This window comes from Cryobacterium glaciale (genome assembly GCF_004402535.1).
GTDB lineage: Bacteria > Actinomycetota > Actinomycetes > Actinomycetales > Microbacteriaceae > Cryobacterium > Cryobacterium glaciale.
This window is the reverse complement of the sequence record NZ_SOEY01000035.1, coordinates 1-15,648: the sequence shown is the minus strand read 5'-3', so window position 1 is coordinate 15,648 and position 15,648 is coordinate 1. Positions and strand designations below refer to the sequence as shown.

Below are 15,648 nucleotides of genomic sequence, written 5' to 3'. Positions count from 1 at the left end.
TTAGGAGGCGGCTAGCTCCCTGGCGCGCGCGAGGGCGGCATCCGTTGCGGTGTCGAAGAGCACTTTCAGGCCGCCCTTCTCCAGCTCCCACACGGCCCGCTCGGTCGTCCCGGCCGGGCTGGTGACCTGACGGCGCAGTTCGCTCGGTGACTTGTCGGACACGGCGAGGAGCGCGCTCGCGCCGAGGAAGGTGCCGTTGACCATGACGGCGGCCTCTTCGGGGGTGAAGCCCTTGCTGATAGCCGTTTCGGTGAGCTGTTCGATGAGGTAGAACACGTAGGCCGGGCCGGAGCCGGAGATGGTGCTGAGTGCGTCGAGCTTGCTCTCGGGAACGACCAGCACGTCGCCGACGGTCCCGAACAGGGCGCTCGTGAGCGCGAGGTCGGCCTCGCTCGACCGGGTGCCGGCGCTGATGCCGGTGACGGCCATACCGACGATGGCCGGGGTGTTGGGCATGGTGCGAATGACGTGCACCGAGTCGGGCAGCAGGGACTCGAAGGTGTCGATCGTGACCCCGGCAGCGACGCTCAATACGAGCGTGCCGGGCGCGAGGGAATCACCGATTTCGCCGAGCAGGTCAGCGACCATGTAGGGCTTGACCGCGATGATGACGATCTGGGCGCCGTCGATGGCCTTGAGGTTCGCGTCGGCGTCGACCTCCGTCGCGTAGGCGGTGACGCCCTCGGCGTCGGCCAGCTCAGCGGCCTTCGCCGCGGTGCGATTGGTGACGCGAATGCCGCCGTTCACGGTCACACCGGGCTTTTGCAGACCGGCCAGAATCGCGCGGGCCATGGAACCAGCGCCGAGGAAGGCGATCGTGGGCAAAGTCACATTCCGGGGAGAAGTCATTAGACCAGTCTACTTTTTCCGCCCCGGGGTGCTCGAAACGGTTGGTCGGGGTACGGCGCTGGCTCGTTGACCCCGGTTCTAAGATGATTTCATGAGCGCATCGGGCGGGAACAAGGCAATCGTCGCGGCATTCGCGGCCAATCTGGGCATCGCCATCACCAAGTTCGTGGCCTGGGCCTTTTCCGGCTCCTCCTCCATGCTTGCCGAGGGGGTGCACTCGGTAGCGGATGCCGGCAATCAGCTGCTCCTGCTGCTGGGAGGTCGCAAGGCGAAGAAGCGGGCCGACCTGGAGCATCCGTTCGGCTATGGGCGCGAACGTTACGTCTACGCCTTCGTGGTGTCGATCATTCTGTTCTCGATCGGCGGCGTGTTCTCGCTCTATGAGGGCTTCGACAAATTGCAGCACCCGCATCCGCTGGAAAATGCCTGGCTGCCGATTCTGGTGCTCGCTATCGCGATGGTCCTCGAAAGCTTCTCGCTGCGCACCGCGATCAAGGAATCGAACCATGTGCGAGGAAACCAGACCTGGGTGCAGTTCATTCGCCACGCCAAAGCGCCCGAGTTGCCGGTCGTGCTGCTCGAAGACGTGGCGGCCCTCACCGGCCTCGCCTTCGCGTTCGTGGGTGTCGGCCTCACCATCATCACCGACGAGCCGATCTGGGACGCCGTCGGAACCCTTGCCATTGGCGCACTGCTCGTGCTCGTCGCAATCATTCTCGGCATCGAGACCAAGAGCCTGCTCGTGGGTGAGGGGGCCAGCAAGAAGGACCTCGACGCGATCGAAGCGGCCATTCTCGACGGCCCGGAGACCAAGCGCATCATCCACCTCAAGACGCTCTACCTGGGCCCGGATGAGATTCTGGTCGGCGCCAAACTCGCCTTCGACAGCCAGCATCGCTTCGCCGACGTCGCCACCGACATCGATGCCGTCGAAATCCGTATTCGCGCTGCGGTGCCGCTCGCCCGCACGATCTATCTCGAGCCCGACATCTTCTTCGACCCGATGCAAGCCAACCCGCCGACCGACACCTTCGTGATCAAGGGTCTGGAGTAGGTCTCAGCGACCGGATCGGCGGGCGGGATCCTCGAAGAATTCTCGCAGGATCTCGCCGCACTCCCCGTCGTTGACACCGGTGAACACTTCAACGCGATGGTTGAGCCGACGGTCGCGCAGCACGTCGTAGACCGATCCGGCCGCGCCGGCCTTCTCGTCCCAGGCGCCGAACACGACCGTGGGCAGCCGCGCGGCGAGGATCGCGCCGGCGCACATGACGCAGGGTTCGAGCGTGACGACCAGGGTGCAGCCGGTCAGGTGCCAGTCGCCGGTGTGCGCGGCGGCCTGCCGGATGGCCACGACCTCGGCGTGCAGGGTCGGGTCCTGGTGCAGTTCCCTCTCATTGCGGCCCCGCCCGATCACGGTGCCGGCAGCGTCGACGATGACGGCGCCGACGGGGACGTCATCGGATCGCAAGGCCGCGCGCGCCTCGGCCAGGGCGAGCAGCATCCACTCAGTGTGCTGATCTCGTGCGCGCATCTGTCACCTCAAACCGTAGGAGTGCCTCTAGTAGAATTGAGCCTATGCGAGTCCATGTTGCCGACCACCCGCTCATCACGCACAAGCTCACCGTGCTTCGCGATAAGGACACGCCGTCGCCGGTGTTCAGATCGCTCGTCGAGGAGCTCATGACGCTGCTCGCCTACGAGGGCACGCGCGGCGTGCGCGTCGAGGCGGTCACCGTGCAGACGCCAGTGTCGGCCGCCCAGGGCGTGCGCATCAGCGACCCCAAGCCGCTCGTCGTACCGATTCTGCGCGCCGGCCTCGGAATGCTCGAGGGCATGGTCAAGCTGCTGCCGACCGCCGAGGTCGGTTTTCTCGGCATGGCGCGCAACGAAGAGACGCTGCAGCCCACGACCTACGCTGAGCGCCTGCCCGATGACCTCTCGGATCGGCAGTGCTTCGTGCTCGACCCGATGCTCGCCACCGGCGGTTCGCTCATTGCTGCCATCAACTTTCTGTTCGACCGCGGCGCGGTCGACGTGACGGCCATCTGCATCCTCGCCGCTCCGGAAGGCCTCGCCGCCGTTGAGGAAGCCCTGGCCGGCCGCGAAGTAACCATCGTGCTGGGCGCCGTCGACGAGAAGCTCAACGAGCACGGCTACATCGTGCCCGGCCTGGGCGACGCCGGTGACCGCCTGTACGGTCTGGTCTGACGACCTGATCCGCTGAACCCGGCCGAACGCACGCAGGTTCTGCGACCGGCAACACGCCAGGCCGAGATCACATCAATAATCTTTGACAAAGATACGTTTCAGCACGGAAAATTTCACAAAGTCGTGATTGTGCTTGGAATCGCCTAATTGAGCGTGGCCCTGCGAACGTGGTGCGCGTCATGCGGAGACTTACCGCGACGTCAAATTGACACACGGCGTCACAATCCGCTTTACTCGCAGTTATGACAACCAGCGCACGCCCCCTGACCTCCCTCGAGGCCCCCGGGACTGCCGCCATGATGATGGCCGGCACCCCCGCCATCCGCTGTTGCCGAATGTGCCGCTAACCGAGACTTTCCTCCGCGTCCCTGCCTGACCCACTTCTCAGCGATCAGGCCGACGCCCCGAGTGCTTGCTTGAAGCATTCGTCCTCCGGCCCCGCGGGCCATCTGGAGCTTCCACGGACGAAAATCGCGCTTTCGCGCATCCGTCGGGCTCCCTTCGATCGAACAGTCAAGGACCCTCATGTCTCTCGCACACATCCACGCCACTCGCCCCACGCAGTTCAACCGCCCCGCACGCCCCCTGGCCCCGCCGGTTGCCGCCCCCCGCATTCGCGCCGTGCCGACCGGCACCGAGGCTCGCGGTTTCGTGCTCTATGTCGGCATCGACGAAGCCAAGGCGGCCGCGGCCGGTACGAGCCTGAATCGCATCGTTGAGGCGCTCAAGGCCCTCGCCGCCGACATTGCGCCCTCGGCCGAAACCTACGCCGCCGTGGCACTGGCGCCCGAGGGAGCCGGTGGACGCGATGTGGACGTCGTGCGGCTGGCCCTGCAGGACCCGGCCGCTCTTGCCGCGCACCGAGCCGAGCCGGAGGAACTGGACCGTGCCCGCAGCGGCGTCGTCGTGGACATCTCCCGCAAGCGCGTCATTCTCGACAACGAGACCGCCGCACTGACCTACAAGGAGTTCGAGCTGCTGCAGTACCTCGTACTGCGCGAGGGACGCACGATCGATCGTGCCGAGATCATCGCCTCACTGTGGAACTCCGCCGACGAGGAAGACACCCCGAACGAACGCACCATCGACGTGCACGTTCGACGCCTGCGCTCCAAGCTGGGCCGCTATGAAGACATCGTGCGCACAGTGCGTGGCGTCGGCTACCGTTTCGACCGCCACGCCGACGTCGCGATCCGCCAGTCGACCACGCCGAGCCCAGACCTGTTCTAGCCCGCCGCCCCGCGGCGATCACGCGGCGCGGTCGTAACGGTGCGATTAACGGACTGAGGGCCAGTCGCAGAGGCTACGACTGACCCTCTTCCCTTGCACCAAGAGTGTCCTGCAATCACATTTCACGTCGTCCGCCACAGCAAACGGTTGACGCACCTAAAACATATAACGAATAGGTAACGGGCGCCACCTTTCGTCAAAAAAATCGCCTGCGAGTTTCATGCCAAGCACCTGACTGTTGCCCGTTCGAGCAGATGCCGCCACCCGGTGACGCCCGGTGCCCGCCCGCGTCCCCGAGTCTCTATTCTTGGAGAACGACGTGGTGAACGAGGCAAGGAGCGGCAGGTGGTGGATCGAACGGTCGCGGTGGGCGCGTGGGAATCCCTGTTTCGGGCCCAGGTGGCCATCATGCGCAGTCTGGCGGCGAATTTTCCCTCGAAGGAAATCTCGCTCAACGAGTACGACGTGATGTTCAACCTGTCTCGGCAGCCGGACCGACGCATCCGCTTGCGTGATCTCAACCAGCATGTTCTGCTGACCCAGCCGAGCGTGAGTCGGCTCGTGGACCGCCTCGTCTCTCGCGGGTACCTGCACAAGCACACCGACCCGACCGACGGGCGCGGTGCCATCGTCGAGCTCACGGACGCCGGGCTCGCCCTATTTCGACGGGTGGCCGTCGACCACATGGGTTCGATTGCCGCGCGCATCGGCGAAACCCTCAGCGAACCCGAGCTGGAGCAGCTGACAGTGCTCTGCGACAAACTGCGCGTTGATTGCCCGGGCGAGGGCTCAACACCCCTCGCGTAACCAGGGAAGGGGCGATGGAACGAGGGCCCTACCCCTCGTCCCACCGAGGCAGTCCCTCGCAGGAATGCCTTCCTCACCGGGCGCCCGAACATTGCCCGGTGAGAAGCTCAGGCGCAAGCACGTATCGGATTCTGGGAATCAAAACGAGTACAGACTAGTGAATTTTGCTCACGTCTGCCGATGCTATCCCAGCTTGGGGGTGGAAACCCTAATCCTGCGCAACAACACAGCATCCCGCCTACTCCCAAGCGACTCGGGACGGCGGCGCTGGACGCTCCGCTACCAGTCGGTGCGCTCGCGCTCCTGGGCGACGATCTCTTCGCGGTCGCTGAGACCCCGCAGGCCGGCGAGCGGCTGGCCCATACGGTGATTGCCGCGGATGCGCGGCTCAAAGCGATCCAGGAAAGCCGAGTACCCAGCGGTGAACGGGCAGGCCTCCGGTCCCAGTCGGATCTTCGGATTGAACCGGCAGCCCTCGCAGAAATCGGTTTCGCGGGGAATCGGTTGATCGGACGCTCTCGACGACGAAGAAATTCGAGCACGGCCAGCGCGATAACCGTCAGGTAACGGCGGTCTTGTTCATGCGCTCGCGCAATCCGCCGCACTGTCGACAATGGCTTTGGTGATCCACGGCACGGCGACCTCGAATGCAGCGGCGAGCTCATCAGTTTCGATATCGGCAGTCACGTCGAATTTCATGCCCTTGGCATCGCTGAGAGCGCTGGTGAGTTTGACAACGTCGATCGCGAATGTAGTCGGTGAGAGCCACAATCGTTCACTTTCTGTGGGGTGGACTATACGTCTCTAGCAATCCACTGCACAGACAGGTTGGAGGAAATAAACAATTGAACAGTGCCGCCCGTTGCGCTCGCCTCGCTGCAGCGATCACGGACGCCGAACTCCGCGGGAGATTGGCGTGGGCAGAAGCCACCGGGGTGAACCTGGTGTGGCTGGAACCGGGAAAAAAAGAAGCCCCGCTCGACGCAATGTCGAACGGGGCTGAACCTGTGCGCCCGCCAACATCGGGAACCCAAGACCCATCCCAGGAGAGCCGCCACAAAGTCGAACAGCTGATGACCGACCTCTCGCCCAGCAACAACCACCAAGGACGAAAGCTCCGGGCAACGATCGACAACGTTCACCTGGGCATCTACCTGCCCTACGAATCTCAACTCGGCGGCAAACTGCGGCTGAAAGTAGAGGTGCTCGCCGAATACCCCGACGAGCTCTCGTTCGAGAAGTGGACCCTCCTGCGCCTCGAGGCCCACATCGCGACCAAGATGGCGGCACTCCTCGACCGGCACTTCTCCGAGAAGGGCCAGAAGGATGCTCGCGAGATTCTCGCTCTGATGAAGCTGGGAGGTGTAGAGCCAGCGGTCGCCGCCGAGATCCTTCACCGAGCCTCCACCGTGGACATCCAAGACCTGCCCACCATGATCGGCGGCGCCTTCGACTTGATAGGCAAGGTCATCCGGTTGTCAAAGGCAGACCAGAAACTCATCGCCGCTGCAAAGAAGTCCTGGGGGCAAGAACTGCATCTTCGCGCCCTGTCCCCTCAGTCAGAGCGCCCCCGGCTGTGAACGTCCGTCCTCCAAAGCCAGCAGTTCTGCAGCGTGCTGTTTGAGCTGCCGCGGGCCAACACATTCGTATCGGCGCCGCCGAGCTCCACGAGGTATCCGCTCCCCCGCGTCCCGAAAACTCGCATCCACCAACTGCCCGCAAGCTTCGCCGATGACGGCGAAGGGGAAGTCGGCGCCCACATCGACACAACCGATCAAATCGAGAGCAAACGCCTTCGACCAGCACGGCATCCGCGCCAGCGAGTCTTCGTCCTCCCACCACAGCTCGGGTTCAGCGGTAGGCGGCACAAGGTCAAGTTTGAAGACTGGCCGCCAGCCGAAGTCCTTTGAGCTTGAAGGACTTGGTTTGGGACTGTCTCTTAAACGGTGTTTCCGGCCTGACGCGGCGGTCATGAGGTTTCCTGGACAGTGGGGCGTTCGGTGGTGGTCTGGGGAGCGCTGCTGAGGCCGGCGACGAGCAGCAATACACCGCGGCGCAAGCGCTCTGACGCGAGGCCCGGGTGGGGTAGGTCGGCCTCGAGCCCCCGACCGCATGTTGGCGGTGGGTTTTGTCGGCGTCAACAGTGTTGAGGGTGCTGGTGGTGAAGAATGCGTGGAAACGGAACAGGTCAAAAAGGGTGCCTTGCCCGGCCTCGACGGTCTTGTTCAGTTCGGGGATACGGCGCACGACGAGGCGTCCCGGAACTTGTTCGCTCTTTTTCTTGGATCCGAACGCGGTGAAGGGAATCTCGGCGACTTCCGGCTGGCACTCCACCATGTGGATCCATGAATGGCCGCGGACCGAAACTCACGTTGGTTTCATCGAACCTCTGGTGTTCGCCCGGCACCCGAACTCGGGCGAGGCCGTCACCCACATCTTCTCCTTGGTCCTCACCCCGGTGAAGACGCGCTCTGCGCTCAAGCGCATCGACGATGAAAAGCGAACCTGGCGTACCAACCAACGAGTGAAAGCCAAACGCAATCAGCAAGACAGTGCGGCCGACAACGCCGACTGGGATGCCCTGATCGATCAAGAGCAGAGCATCGTCGCGGGGGAGGGCGAGTATCGGTACGGCGCCTACCTGACCGTGTCGGCGACCAGCGAGGAGAGGCTGAACTCGTCTCTCGCCGGCATGCGCAACGCGCTCACCCGCGCCGGCATGGAACCGCAGATTCTGTACTGCCAGCAGGCCGAAGCGCTCATGGTCAGTGCTCTCCCGCTCGGACAGGGGATGAAGTAATGGCCCAACAGGTCGTCAACGTCACCCCGCCCGGGAAGCTCACCCGCCGCCAGCGCAAGGAGCTACGCCAGCAGATCAACCGGCTCCGCCAGCAGCATGACGGGCAGAACACCGTGGACCGGGATTCCCGATTCCCCGCGGCCGCCGCCGGTCCGCTCGGCCCGGGCATCTCCACCGGTGAGTACTGGAACTGGATGCAGCTAGCGCAGCCGCCGCACCAGGCCACGAGTCACAACCTCGCCGGCATTTACCCGTTCGTCGCCGACGATGGCCTCGGCCATGAGGGCCCCTTGCTCGGCGTCGATCTGAACGCCGACGTGCTGTGGCATTTCTCACCCTGGGATCTGTACATGAACACCACTGCGAAGGCGGCCCTGTCGACGAATATTCTCGTCATCGGCGCCTACCGTTCAGGCAAGTCCGGCACGATCAAACAGCTCTGCACCCGGTCGCTCGCGTTCGGCCACCAAGTGGTGGTTCCCTCGGATTCCAAAGGGGAGTGGGTGATCGTGGCCGAAGCCGTCGGCGGCCAGGTCATCGCGATCGGCGGCGAGAACACCACCGCGCGGTTGAACCCGCTCGATCGAGGTCCTCGCCAGACGGGGGTGTCCGACGACGTCGACGAGATCATGGTCCGCGACCGCCGCCGGGCGACCCTCACCAGCGTCATCGAGGCCACCATCCAGGGGCAGGCGAAACTGTCCCCGATGGAACACACCGCCATCAACTGGGCCCTCGAGCACGCGATCACCGTCACCCACGACCGGCCCACCATCACACACGTCTGGCAGGCACTGGTGTCCCCGGACCAGAGCGCCCCGGGCTACCGGCCGGAGATGGCCAGCAACGGCGAACGCGCCCGGCACGTTCTGGAACGGTTCGTCGCCGGCGACCTGCAGGGTTTGTTCGAGGGGGAGAGCACGGTCGCGTTCGACCCAGACGCGCCCATGGTTGTCGTTGACACCTCGGCGTTGTTTGACCGCAGCGAGCTGGCAGCACAACTCACCCAGATCTGCACGTCCTCCTGGATTCAGGCCGTCATCTCGGACCGCTCCGCCAAACGCACCCGCTACCTCGTCCGCGAAGAAAGCTGGCGCGACATGGCCACCGAACAGGCCCTTCGGACCTACCAGCAGTGGTTGAAGCTGTCCCGGCATTACGGGGTGTCCAACATCGTCATCCTGCACAAAATGAGCGACTTCGACGCCGTCGGCGAGGAGGGCTCCAAGGAACGCACCCTGGCGTATTCGATCGCCGGGGACATGGAAAACAAGTTCATCTTCCGCCAGAACACCCAGGAAGAGCACAACCTCACCGCCCGGCTCAAACTCTCGCCCGCACACGCCCGTCTCGCGCTCACGCTGCAGTCGGGCGTGTTCCTCGCCTACGTGGGCCGGTTCTCCTACATCGTCGACGCCTTCGCCACCTCAACACAGTGGGAACGCGACCTCTTCAGTACCGACAAGGCCGTCGAGGCCGGCTCCGCGAGCGACCAACCGGTCCCCGCGCTCCCAGATAGCGACGAGCCCCTTTTTGATGAATCGACGCTGAACAGACTCTGGCCCACCGGCGGCCCCCAATTGATACAACAGATAGGACACCGCGAATGAGCATCACCACCACCGTTCCTCTTCCCGAGGTGCGCGCCGTCGTCACCAACACGACCGTAGAGCTGAACGTTCTCGGCAACCCCGAGACCCTCACCGCCTCGACGTCTGCCGAGCTGCGGACCAAGATCATGAGCCGCGTCGTGAAACTCGCCAGCGGCCTCGGCACCGACGTGCGCCTTGAGGTGCACGACCACACCGGTCACTGGCGTCTCGTGGCCAGCCCCAACGGCCACCTCCGAGAAGACGAACCGCTTCCGCCGACGGCGGAGGAACCTGCACCGGTCGCCCAAAAGATCCAGCCGCCCTCCCTCCCGGCGGAGCAGCTGTCCGCCCACCTCTCCGAGCCGACAGCCGCTGCGGCTGCGGCTGCGGCCGTTTCGCCCCTCCACGACGCTCCTACCGCGGGGGCGAGTGAGACCGCAGAAGACTCGGGGGAGGAGCTGCCGACCCGCAAGGCGGCACGCGCATCCTTCATCATCCATGAGCGACGCGAGCCGGCGGCGACCAACGGATGGCGTGGGCTGCTCGCCCGCACGACCGGGCTGCAGGTCCCGGCATCCGTTCTGGAACGCGAACGCCGTAGGCACGTGCAAGCCGTCAGCCAACATTGGCCCGAACCACGCAAAATCTCCGTGGTCAACGGCAAGGGCGGTGTCGGGAAGACGCTCACGACGGCCATGCTCACGGCCGTCTTCGCCCGGAACGGGGGCGCCGGTGTGCTGGCGTGGGACAACAACGACACCCGTGGAACCCTCGGGTGGCGCACCGAGAAGGGGCCCCCACGACGCCACCGTGCAGGATCTCCTCCCGGACACCGTGAGGTTGCTGTCACCTTCGGCGCAGATCTCCGATCTGGCACGATTCGTGCACCACCAGACCAGCGACAAGTACGACGTGCTGCGCTCGAACCCGGAGCTGCTGGCGACCAAGCAGCGCATCACCCAGGACGACTTCGATGCTCTGCACGAGGTGGCCGCGAAGTATTTTCGTCTGGTGTTCTTCGACTCCGGAAACGATGAGTCCGCGCCTCGGTGGCTACGGATGATTGACCACACCGACCAGCTCGTCGTGGCCACCACCGCCCTGGGGGAGTCCGCCGAATCCGGTGCGCTGCTGCTGGAGGCGCTGTCGGAGCGCGATGAGCATTCGGCCTCCCTGGCCCGCAATGCCGTCGTGGTCGTGCTGCAATCGGAACGTGGCAGCACCCTGTCCGACGCAAAACGGGTCGCCGACGGATTCACCGAGCTCGCCCGGATGGCGGTGACGATCCCGTTCGACCGGGCGTTACACGGGGGAGCGCTTCGCTATGACGCGGTGCGGTCATCGACGCGCGCCGCGTGGCTTCGCGCCGGCGCGGCCGTCGCCGACGGGCTCTAACGATGGCCCGCTCCGTCCAGCAGAACCAGCCGCCGTGGCCGTTGCTCGGCATCATCCTGGCGATGGTCCTCATCGTGCACCTCGCTTTTCTCAGCGCGGGAACCGGGATCAGAGCCCTGCGCCTCGACCAGACCCTGCAGGCCTTGGTCATGACCACGACCGGAAACGACGATGGCTTCCGTCAGCGCGGGCTGACCGCGCCCGACCGGAAGCTGCTCGGCATCTGGGTGGGCGCCTGGACGGTAATCATCGGCGTAGTACTCGGCGGCTCCTTCATCCTGTGGGACCGCCGGAAGACCGTTCAAAAGGCCGAGCTCTCGACCGGCGCCGAGCTGCGCAAGCGCGTCACCGGTCACGACGTTCCCGAGGTCGCCCCGTTCGCGCACCTCGACGGAAAGCCCGTGACGATCCGCGAAGAAGACACGTCCTGCACGATCGCCCCACCCCGCGCCGGCAAGAGCGCGTACCTCGCAATCGGGCGCATCGTCGACGCCGCCAGCGCCGTCGTGGCCACCTCGACGAAGGCGGATGTCTTCCGGGTCACCGTGAAGAAGCGCAGCGAGCTCGGTCATGTCTTCGTGTTCGACTTCGACTTCGACGGCATCACCCGCTGGCCGGACAAGGCCCGTTGGGATATGGTCGCCGGCTGCGATCGGCCCGACGCCGCCCAGTCCCGGGCCGCCGCGATCGTCAACGCCCGGCCCGCCGGATCCGCTGGAATGAAGGACTCCGCGCACTTCGTCGAAGGGGTGAAGATCATCCTCCGGTCGCTACTGCACGCCGCCGCCCTCATCCCTGGGGGAGACATGCGCGACGTCGTGCGGTGGGCGCAGGATTTCAACGATCACGAACCGTCCGCGATTCTCCGCGACCTCTCGCCCAACGGGGCAATCTGGGCTCGCGAACTAGATCAGTGGTGCCGAGAAGATGCCCCCGAAACCATCGGCAACACCAAAACCACCCTCTCCCGCATCACCGCATCGTTGACGGATGCCCGCGTGCTCGACCTACTCTGCCTGGCTCGGTCCACGAATGACGGCGACGACACGAAACCCGTGGCCCCGTTCCGGGCGCAGGGCTTCGTGCTCTCCACCGACACCGTCTACTGCCTGGTCGATGATTCCCGCGAATCCTCGACCGCGCCGATCATTACCGCGCTGGTCTCCGCGATCATCGAGGAGGCCAAGACCGTGTCCCAGCACACAACAAGCGGCCGTCTGCCCACGGCGATGACGCTCGTGCTCGATGAGGTCGCTAACGTGTCGCCGTTGCCGCAGCTATCGAACCTGATGAGCGACGGTGGCGGCCGCGGCCTGCACACCTGGATCTTCGCTCAGTCGATGTCCCAGCTCGTCGGCAAGTGGGGTCCCGAAGCGGCGACCACGATCTTCGAGTCGTCGGCCGCGAAAATCATCTTCGGGGGCCTCGCCGACGAGTCATTCTTGGAGAAAATCTCCCGGCTGATCGGCACCCACCACACCACGCAAACCAGCACGTCCGTGCAGCGCGGCACCGGTCGGAACACGTCTTCCACCTCCACCAGCGAACGTGAGGAACGGCGCATGAAGGTGGAAGACATCCGCAAAATACCCGAGGGAAAAGCACTCCTTCTATATAGGGAGAAGGAAGCCATCGTGCAGCTCACCCCCTGGTGGACCCGCCCAGATGCCGACGAGCTGCGCGAGTCGCAGAACTGGTCGCTGCGCCTCGAGGGGATCACCGCATGAGCGAGGACGAACTCGACCCGATGAGCATCGAAGGACTCGATGCCCGGCTCGTGAACGTCGAGACGATCCTGCCCGATCTGTTCGACATGTACGAGCTCCGCGCCGCCGGTGGTCCCTACTATTGGGCGACGCTGCCTCACGATCAGGCCGTCAAGCTCTGGGAAGAACTCGGGAAGTTCGTGACCTGGCTCGACGGCCGATATCTCACCAATCTCGCCGATCCCAGCTACCGACTGCCCGCCTGCTGGTACCGGCATCCAATCGCCGTCGAGGAGCTCACCGGGCTCATGGTCGCGCACCGCGCGGCCTATGACACCCGGTCGGCCAAGGCATCCCCTGCCCTGGTCGACTGGCACCAGCGCGCCCTCTGGCCCACCCTCGACTCCCTCAAGCTCCGCGCCGGCCTCACCGGATGCCGCGACCGCGACGAGCACCGCGAGCCCCACGCCGGCCCGGCGCCGTTCATCGTCACCGACGACTTCCTGAGATACGTCGGCTAGTTACCCACAACGACGACGGGCATCATTAGCGCTATCGCAAACGGCGCGGTGACCGGGCTGAAAGAGCTTGCGACCTATCCCCAGTTCAGGCCATGGAGCCGCATTGCTGCCTCCACGTCTGGATGATCAGGTCGAAGCGCGCCAACAACGATGTCGCTCAGCTGCGCACTGTAGGCCCCATCCGTCGAACGCTCAAAAATGCTCCACAGCTCCAAATCGTTGCCATGACGAGATAGAAATCGAACGCCATCGAACGCGGGAACCCCGTCGTCGTTGGACATCTCGTACACGGCACGGCCGACACGCTGAGTTAGCTCTCGTGGCTCGCTGTTCTGAAGAGCCGATGAGTCAAAATCAGCCAATCCCAACCCAACGGCAAGCCCGCCGAACGCGGGACGAAGCGCTGCGATCGTTGCGGAATCCGCGACGTCGCAGTACCCCCCCACTCAAGTTCGCTCGAGAGGCGCTGCGGACTTTGAGCCAGGCCTCGTCGACGATCCCGATAGGCACGGTCGAATAGAGGGCGGCATCCGCTTCATCGACATCAATGCCGACCATGTCCGCTTGAAACAAGGGGTCCAGGCGGAACCGAGCAAGAACTTCGACGAGGCACGCAAACAAGGTCGAACCTGCGTAGATCGTGCGGTAGGCCGAGTCGAGTGCGTCCCAGCGTCCGTTAAATCGTCCGTTGACGGCGTGGGCCCAGTCAACCCAGTTCCACGGTTCCGGTCCGTACCCGATGCGCCATACCTCGCCGGGGTCGGTACGGACGGCCAAACGGTTGGTTGCGTCCGGAGTGATCTCCACTATCCGACGGCAGCGAATGAGCGAGCAGCGGCCAGTACGCGGGGGCCGACTTCATCCGGATTGCCCTCACGAATGAGCCGCGCCGGCGCCGTGTCTTCGAGCTGGGGGTTCATCCCCTGAAACCAGGCCTGGACGACTCGCGGCTGGTCCCGCTCAGTGAGCAAGCCGGCGACCTGGTACGCGAGCCTCAGACGGCGAATCGCCTCGGCGGGTGGTTTGCGGGTGCCCTCGGCCCATTGCCGTACGGCCCGGGTTTCAGTGACAGACCCCAGGTAGGCAACCAGTTGGGCGCCCAAGAGCTCACGCAGCTGGCCGACAAGTTCGGCGATGTCCGAACGGATGGAAATTTCGTATGCCCGCAGTCCGGGAGTGGTGAGTGACATGTATTTAGCCTAGCGTTTCGCCAGATCAGATGCCACAGTTACACCACCCTAAATCCCATCCCATACCGGTAACGATGCGTGTCCAACGGCGTCGAATTGCACTTGATCCCGCATGTTGAGAGGCGATGAGTCACTGGCGGAGCGCGGCGTAGCGGGCGAAGTTAGCGCCGGCGAGTTCTGCGTGTCGCATGGCCGTTTCAGGGGTCATTCCGAGGAGGCCGGCAAGGATGCTCGGTGGGGCGTCTTTGACCATGTCGCTCCATGCCGCCGTGCGTCCGAGTTGGCCGGGAATGCCTTCCCTGGCTAGCGCTGTGGAGATGTAGGCCCGCATCGTGCACACCGGCCGTACGAGCATGCACGTGCTCGTGACGGTCGAGACAACGGATGTGGGCCGTCGCGTCTACACGCCGGCCACACACTGAATCATCGTCTTCGTGGCCATCGCCGTCTACTCGGGCGGCATCCACTTCTACCGGCAGATCCAGATCGGGCACATCGTGGAGGTCGACGCCCGCCTCATTCACACCGGTGAGCGCAGCATGCGCGTCCGCGTGCAGGCGTATTCGGGCAGCACCCGCACCCCGCGGACCTGCTGACCACCCGGTGCATGAGCGTGTTCGTGACGCGGGGCTCCGACGGCTACGCCGAGCCGGTGCCGCAGCTGGCGCTGGAGAACGCCGAAGACGCCAGTCTCGACGCGCGCGCCCTATCGCTGCGCATGACGCGAGCCGAGCTGCTGCCCATCCCCCCGGAGCTGATGCGCGAGGCCTGACCCCGCAGCCAGTTTCTTCCACCCTTCGGGCCGAATTCAGGAAGAACGCGCGCCACAGCGCCAGAGCCAGCGCTGCTCCCGCGTAATTGCGCGTCGGCCCGGGGCTCCGCCGCGCAATTCATGAAAAGGGCTTTCTATTTAGGTGCACTGCTTTACGGGGTTTTTGGTGGTGCTAGCGGCGCCAGGGTGATTCCGGGTATCCCACGTCGAGGCTCGCTGGGCTCTGTCGCACGCCTCGGATTGAGCTTTGCGGTCCTGGCCGAGTTCGTCCAGTCTTCCGCTGTGACTGGTAAATGAGCGGGTCGCCATCGACTGCTTGGCGCATCAGAGTGTAGAAGAGCAGCCCGCGGCTGGCCGCGTTGCGGCGGTTGAATCGGAACACCCATTCGTCCAGGTAGACCTGCATGTGCTCGGGACTGACGGAACCTTGGGTCACGCCCATCAGCCAACGCTTCACGAGAGAGAACTGAGTATTTGAGTGTTTAGGGGCCACTGAGTATTGCCTGCGGGGGCCACCGGTATTGCCTTCGAGTGCCGGGCTGTCGCGTGGCCGGGGGCCATCGGCACCCGACCAC

General features: G+C 64.6%; 21 protein-coding genes and 1 pseudogene. 13 read left to right on the top strand and 9 right to left on the bottom strand.

The features are described 5' to 3' along the window. Positions 1–849, bottom strand: a complete 849-nt coding sequence (proC, locus tag E3O06_RS17205; protein ID WP_134504764.1) for a pyrroline-5-carboxylate reductase — start codon at positions 847–849, stop codon at positions 1–3. A 91-nt stretch (positions 850–940) separates the two neighbouring features. On the opposite strand from proC, the gene E3O06_RS17200 reads away from it, so the two are divergent. Continuing rightward, positions 941–1,903: a cation diffusion facilitator family transporter gene (locus E3O06_RS17200; protein ID WP_134504763.1), complete on the top strand. Its 963-nt coding sequence runs from the start codon at positions 941–943 to the stop codon at positions 1,901–1,903. 3 nt (positions 1,904–1,906) lie between these two features. Here E3O06_RS17200 and tadA read toward each other — a convergent pair whose 3' ends face one another. Next, positions 1,907–2,383, bottom strand: coding sequence for a tRNA adenosine(34) deaminase TadA (tadA, locus tag E3O06_RS17195; protein ID WP_206751379.1), 477 nt, complete (start codon positions 2,381–2,383; stop codon positions 1,907–1,909). 44 nt (positions 2,384–2,427) lie between these two features. Between tadA and upp the strand changes: the two genes are divergently transcribed. From upp to E3O06_RS17180, 3 genes are all read left to right on the top strand, one after another. Next, the gene (gene upp / locus E3O06_RS17190; RefSeq protein ID WP_134504761.1) at positions 2,428–3,060 is read left to right on the top strand and encodes a uracil phosphoribosyltransferase; all 633 of its coding nucleotides are present in this window, start codon (positions 2,428–2,430) and stop codon (positions 3,058–3,060) included. Between the two features lie 525 nt (positions 3,061–3,585). Continuing rightward, positions 3,586–4,290: a winged helix-turn-helix domain-containing protein gene (locus tag E3O06_RS17185; protein ID WP_134504759.1), complete on the top strand. Its 705-nt coding sequence runs from the start codon at positions 3,586–3,588 to the stop codon at positions 4,288–4,290. A gap of 345 nt (positions 4,291–4,635) precedes the next feature. Next, entirely contained in the window at positions 4,636–5,097 is a 462-nt protein-coding gene (locus tag E3O06_RS17180) for a MarR family winged helix-turn-helix transcriptional regulator (RefSeq protein ID WP_420898897.1), read from the top strand. A gap of 579 nt (positions 5,098–5,676) precedes the next feature. Here E3O06_RS17180 and E3O06_RS17175 read toward each other — a convergent pair. After that, positions 5,677–5,868: a hypothetical protein gene (locus E3O06_RS17175; protein WP_134504757.1), complete on the bottom strand. Its 192-nt coding sequence runs from the start codon at positions 5,866–5,868 to the stop codon at positions 5,677–5,679. A gap of 74 nt (positions 5,869–5,942) precedes the next feature. Here E3O06_RS17175 and E3O06_RS17170 point away from each other — a divergent pair, with 74 nt between their 5' ends. Further along, positions 5,943–6,677, top strand: coding sequence for a hypothetical protein (locus E3O06_RS17170; protein WP_134504755.1), 735 nt, complete (start codon positions 5,943–5,945; stop codon positions 6,675–6,677). On the opposite strand, the gene E3O06_RS17675 is transcribed toward E3O06_RS17170, so the two are convergent. Together E3O06_RS17675 and E3O06_RS17165 are read right to left on the bottom strand one after the other, a co-directional pair. Next, a complete protein-coding gene (locus E3O06_RS17675; protein ID WP_166788247.1) occupies positions 6,657–7,070 on the bottom strand; it encodes a hypothetical protein in 414 nt (137 codons plus the stop codon). The two genes, E3O06_RS17170 and E3O06_RS17675, sit on opposite strands and share 21 nt — an antisense overlap. Positions 7,071–7,203: 133 nt before the next feature. Further along, positions 7,204–7,416 (bottom strand): annotated as a pseudogene (locus E3O06_RS17165) (IS1380 family transposase); the annotation flags it as partial. Between the two features lie 16 nt (positions 7,417–7,432). On the opposite strand from E3O06_RS17165, the gene E3O06_RS17160 reads away from it, so the two are divergent. From E3O06_RS17160 to E3O06_RS17140, 6 genes are read left to right on the top strand one after another with little or no spacing between them, the layout of a single operon-like run. Further along, positions 7,433–7,897, top strand: a complete 465-nt coding sequence (locus E3O06_RS17160; protein ID WP_338144872.1) for an SCO6880 family protein — start codon at positions 7,433–7,435, stop codon at positions 7,895–7,897. Beyond that, the gene (locus E3O06_RS17155; protein ID WP_134504751.1) at positions 7,897–9,507 is read left to right on the top strand and encodes a P-loop NTPase family protein; all 1,611 of its coding nucleotides are present in this window, start codon (positions 7,897–7,899) and stop codon (positions 9,505–9,507) included. Before E3O06_RS17160 ends, E3O06_RS17155 begins: the two co-directional genes overlap by 1 nt. After that, positions 9,504–10,526, top strand: coding sequence for a nucleotide-binding protein (locus tag E3O06_RS17150; RefSeq protein WP_241980372.1), 1,023 nt, complete (start codon positions 9,504–9,506; stop codon positions 10,524–10,526). The genes E3O06_RS17155 and E3O06_RS17150 overlap by 4 nt, the downstream gene beginning before the upstream one ends. 22 nt (positions 10,527–10,548) lie before the next feature. Continuing rightward, complete coding sequence (locus tag E3O06_RS18160) at positions 10,549–10,884, top strand: hypothetical protein (protein WP_241980371.1); 336 nt, start codon at positions 10,549–10,551, stop codon at positions 10,882–10,884. Positions 10,885–10,886: 2 nt separating this feature from the next. Beyond that, complete coding sequence (locus E3O06_RS17145) at positions 10,887–12,611, top strand: type IV secretory system conjugative DNA transfer family protein (RefSeq protein WP_134504749.1); 1,725 nt, start codon at positions 10,887–10,889, stop codon at positions 12,609–12,611. Continuing rightward, positions 12,608–13,111, top strand: coding sequence for a hypothetical protein (locus E3O06_RS17140; RefSeq protein WP_134504747.1), 504 nt, complete (start codon positions 12,608–12,610; stop codon positions 13,109–13,111). Before E3O06_RS17145 ends, E3O06_RS17140 begins: the two co-directional genes overlap by 4 nt. A 74-nt stretch (positions 13,112–13,185) precedes the next feature. Here the strand turns inward: E3O06_RS17140 and E3O06_RS17135 are convergent, their stop codons facing one another. The 4 genes from E3O06_RS17135 to E3O06_RS17120 all read right to left on the bottom strand — a co-directional run bounded on the left by E3O06_RS17135 (position 13,186) and on the right by E3O06_RS17120 (position 14,632). Beyond that, positions 13,186–13,473 carry a hypothetical protein gene (locus E3O06_RS17135; RefSeq protein ID WP_134504746.1) on the bottom strand — a complete coding sequence of 96 codons (288 nt, stop codon included), beginning with the start codon at positions 13,471–13,473 and terminating at the stop codon, positions 13,186–13,188. Then, complete coding sequence (locus E3O06_RS17130; RefSeq protein ID WP_166788249.1) at positions 13,466–13,918, bottom strand: RES domain-containing protein; 453 nt, start codon at positions 13,916–13,918, stop codon at positions 13,466–13,468. Before E3O06_RS17130 ends, E3O06_RS17135 begins: the two co-directional genes overlap by 8 nt. Further along, positions 13,918–14,301, bottom strand: a complete 384-nt coding sequence (locus tag E3O06_RS17125; protein ID WP_134504742.1) for a hypothetical protein — start codon at positions 14,299–14,301, stop codon at positions 13,918–13,920. The genes E3O06_RS17130 and E3O06_RS17125 overlap by 1 nt, the downstream gene beginning before the upstream one ends. 130 nt (positions 14,302–14,431) lie before the next feature. Continuing rightward, positions 14,432–14,632, bottom strand: a complete 201-nt coding sequence (locus tag E3O06_RS17120) for a hypothetical protein (RefSeq protein ID WP_134504740.1) — start codon at positions 14,630–14,632, stop codon at positions 14,432–14,434. Between the two features lie 103 nt (positions 14,633–14,735). On the opposite strand from E3O06_RS17120, the gene E3O06_RS17115 reads away from it, so the two are divergent. Further along, positions 14,736–14,897 (top strand): hotdog domain-containing protein, encoded by a 162-nt coding sequence (locus E3O06_RS17115; RefSeq protein WP_198415847.1) that lies wholly within the window; start codon positions 14,736–14,738, stop codon positions 14,895–14,897. A gap of 11 nt (positions 14,898–14,908) precedes the next feature. Next, on the top strand, positions 14,909–15,073 hold the full coding sequence (locus E3O06_RS17670; protein ID WP_166788248.1) for a hypothetical protein: 165 nt from the start codon (positions 14,909–14,911) through the stop codon (positions 15,071–15,073). Positions 15,074–15,648 lie beyond the last annotated feature (575 nt).